The 3,846-nt window shown below is 49.5% G+C and carries 4 protein-coding genes; all 4 read right to left on the reverse strand.

The window, feature by feature from the left end:
• Positions 1 to 801: 801 nt before the first annotated feature.
• Entirely contained in the window at positions 802 to 1,740 is a 939-nt protein-coding gene (locus J7M22_16775) for a PD40 domain-containing protein (protein ID MCD6508258.1), read from the reverse strand.
• Between the two features lie 19 nt (positions 1,741 to 1,759).
• On the reverse strand, positions 1,760 to 2,767 hold the full coding sequence (locus J7M22_16780) for a hypothetical protein (GenBank protein MCD6508259.1): 1,008 nt from the start codon (positions 2,765 to 2,767) through the stop codon (positions 1,760 to 1,762).
• 56 nt (positions 2,768 to 2,823) lie between these two features.
• Positions 2,824 to 3,102: a hypothetical protein gene (locus J7M22_16785; GenBank protein ID MCD6508260.1), complete on the reverse strand. Its 279-nt coding sequence runs from the start codon at positions 3,100 to 3,102 to the stop codon at positions 2,824 to 2,826.
• Positions 3,103 to 3,108: 6 nt separating this feature from the next.
• Positions 3,109 to 3,846, reverse strand: a 738-nt coding sequence (locus J7M22_16790; protein MCD6508261.1) for a hypothetical protein, incomplete at its 5' end; no start/stop codon positions are given.

The following is a 3,846-nucleotide window of genomic DNA, read 5'->3' on the forward strand; positions in this document are numbered from 1 at the left end:
AAAGATGTAGCTTTGGAAGTAGAGCCAGTTCGGCTTTGTAAAGAGGTTGCGAAGCTCCATAAGATAGGATATCATCACTATGGGGAAGAAGATCTCCATTTGTTTTCTCCTTTTACAGTTCCTTTTTTTAGAGATGATACCTTCTCCCCCTTTCATCTGGCAACCAAAATCTGCGGAACTATAGTTAGGTTAATAATTTCCACCAATGTAAGGGCATAAGGCCTTGTGGCTTTGTGCCTCTACAGGAAAATGTCGCTTTAATTTCACCGACGGATGAGCCATCTCTAGATTATGGGACTATACATTAGATTATGGGACTATACATTTCCCTGGGTCCCAAACATCACTACAATTCCAGTGAGCTCCATCAAAACAGCAGTAGACAGGGCAGAACAACCAATCATCCGGTTTTGGGCAGTATCCGCCAGCGTAGGCTACTTTGGGCATTATCAGCATGGCAGCAAGAGCTGAAGTAGCTACCAGCGTAGCGGTAGACAACGCAGTTCTACTCCCGACTCTTCCTTCCTCAGACAGGATAAACCTCATTACCTTCTGCCTTGCTATCAATTTGATGTGGCCCGGAATCATGAATCTTCACCTCCTTCTCAGGGGATTTATCTCCTCACACATCTTGATACCACCCCCAGACGCATAGAGATAGTTCGGGTCCTACTTGCTGATCGCCACCAGTGTAGCGGTCGATAGCGCAGTCCTGCTCCTGACTCTCCCTCCTCAGAGAGAATAAACTCCAACACTTTCCGCTTGGCTATCAGCCTGATGTGACCTGAGACCATATCCCTTTCACCTCCTTCCCTTGATCATCCCCCACAACATCTCTTTCAAATTCACCCCAGGTGATACGGAATGATAGGCATATCTCGGATCGAACACATCAGGAGCATAATTTGCTTTCTCCAGCTTAAGCCGTCTCACCACTTCCCCCTCAGGCGTCATGATCCAGATATCCACCCCGTCCAGGTTCTTACCCTTGTTATCGGATGTGAAGAATATGAACCTTCCATCTGGGCTCCAGCAGGGGAACGTGCAGTTGCCATCTGGATCTCTGATCAGCCTCTTGAACTCCCCGCTTATCAGATCCATCATGTATAGCCCATACAGGGCACTCCCTTTCAACACCTCATGGTTGGATGCACAAACCAGTTTCCTACCATCTGGCGATATTGAAAAACCATATATACTCTTGCTGTGAGGCGGTTTGGGAAGTGTTTCCAGATGTCCGGTGTGGATGTCTACAAGATGAAATCCATTATCCACCAGTGAGTAAAAGAGGATCTTCTCCTCCCCAGGAAACCAGCTCAGGCCAGTGACACCCATACTTTCCGTTAGTCTTCGGTATCTCCCCGTAAGGGAGTTCATGAGATACAGATCGTGGTTTCGATTCCAAGCTATCATCTTGCCGTTAGGCGACCACTTTGGAAAGGTATCTAGCAGGGAATTGTGTGTTAATCGCCTCTGCTCCTTCGTCTCCAGGTCTATGACGTATATCTCCCAGTTTCCATCCCTTTTGGAGGAGAAGGCGATCTTCCTCCCGTCGGGAGACCAGTTGGGATAGGCATCAAGGGCGGGGAAATTCGTGAGGTTAACCGGTTTGCCATCTAGGCTTTCCATCATGTAGATGTCGCAATTCCTTTCATCGAATGATTCGAAGGCCAGCTTAACGTTTGGCAATTCAACCGGGGATGAGATCATGAATAAAAGGCTGAAAATTATCGCAAACATGTGATTCTTCCAAGCTTCTTCACCTCTTGATGTCTCCCCACATGCCCGGAAGCTTGCCCAATGGGCTTACCGAGTGAAATGGTTTCCTGGGTGCCAGCTTTAACCTCCAAACCCCGCTATGCGTGCTCACATAGAGATAGTTCGGATCTGAAGAATTGATAATCAGCCCCGATATCAAAGCCTCATCCGAGAATCCCTCCCCCAACGGATGCCACATCTCCCCTCCATCCTTGCTCTGAAAAATCCCAACTCCCCTCAGCCCGACATACACAAACCGAGGATCTATCGGATCCACCAAAAGATAATCGACGTCCCCATCCGGTAATCCCTCTCCCTTCAATTCCCATCTCTCTCCTCCATCCTCGCTCTCATACACTCCCCTCTCCCCACATAAGTAGATAACACCCGTGTGAATGGGATTAACCGTTACATACCAAACCTTATCGCTTAACATCCTCTCCCAGCTCTCCCCTGAATCGGCGCTTTTAAATCCCCTCCCTGAGCACATCACCGCATATAGAATCTCGGGATGCTTGGGATCTATGGCCATTCGATATGGGTGCTCACCCATCCTTATCAGGGAACTCATAACCTCCCATCTCTTCCCTCCGTTCTCGCTCTTATACTCCCCAGCATAGATGATATCCGTGTTTTTAGGGTTGATAACCGCTGTAAATGCCGTGGTGTTCATGCTGGTTTTCCCCCAATTTCCCCCGCCGTTTTCGCTCCTGTATACCCCTCCCTCTGTAGCTGCGTAGATGACTTTTGGATCATGTGGGTTTATGGCGATGGAGTATATCCATGCCATGGAATGGATCCCCTTGTCCATCCTTCTCCATGTTCTTCCTCGATCCAGGCTTTTGTATAATCCCTTGTTCACAGTTCCTATGAGGATGGCGGAGGTCGAGGGGTCAGCGGTTATACACTCCACCCTTGTGTTATCCAATACTTTCATCCATCTCGGCTCATCGGAGTATGATAGTGTGGTTAATATCAAAAGGAGTAATGCAAGCGATACCTTTTTCATCGGCAACCTCCTGATTTTGAATGGAGGACGCTATCATAGAGCGTCCTCCGTCGGGATCAATTCGCCAGCACACATCCTGGATCCACCCAGAATTCGGAGCATTTCCATCCGTCATTAGGAACAGGACAGCAGTAGGTCTTATCGCACCACACTCCATCGGGGCAGTATCCGGCAGCGTGAGCGATTTTCGGGGCCATGATCATAGCAGCCAGCGAGGAGACAGCTACCAGCGTGGCGGTAGACAGTGCAGTTCTGCTTCCGACTCTCCCTTCCTCTGACAGAACAAACCCCAGCACCTTCCGTCTCGCTATCAGCCTGATGTGTCCCGGAACCATACCTCCTCACCTCTTGATATCACCCCAGATGCCCGGAAGCTTGCCCATGACACTAACCGAGTGAAATGGCTTCCTCGGTGGCAACTCCATCCTCCATAGACCATACTCATTCCCAAACGCAACTCCTGAGATGGTAGCCGCATACAGAAAATCCGGTGATGATGGATCAATGGCCAAATCCATGATCTTCACCGTGTCGGGGAATCCCTTCCCCAGAGGACTCCACGTCTCACCTCCATCTTCGCTCCTATACACCCCTACCATATCCACACCTGCGTAGATGATATTGGGATTGAGGGGATCTATCAGCATCGAATGGATCAGTCCCTGAGGCAATCCCTCCCTCAGCCCTACCCAGCTATCTCCTCCGTCCATGCTTCTGTACACTTTCCCCTCACCCCCTACATATACCCTCATAGGACGTCTGGGATCGATTACGATCGGAATCGCTAGATAGTCGAATATCTTCCTCCAAGTCAACCCTCCATCTTCGCTTTTATACAGCCCCGTCACCTTCCCGCCCTTTATCCAGAACGTAGCATATAGGATCTCGGTGTTTCGTGGATTTACGGCCAGATCGCAGAAGGCACATTTGAGGGGGAAGATCTGTTTCCAGTTTCTCCCTCCATCCGTGGTTTTGAAAACGTCGGCATAGATAACCCTGCTGTCCTTGGGATCAACGGCTATGGTGATCGGCGGAGTTCGATACGGCCATATCTTCACCCAACTCCATCCCCCGTCATC

Source organism: Candidatus Poribacteria bacterium (assembly GCA_021162805.1).
Classification (GTDB): Bacteria; Poribacteria; WGA-4E; order B28-G17; family B28-G17; genus JAGGXZ01.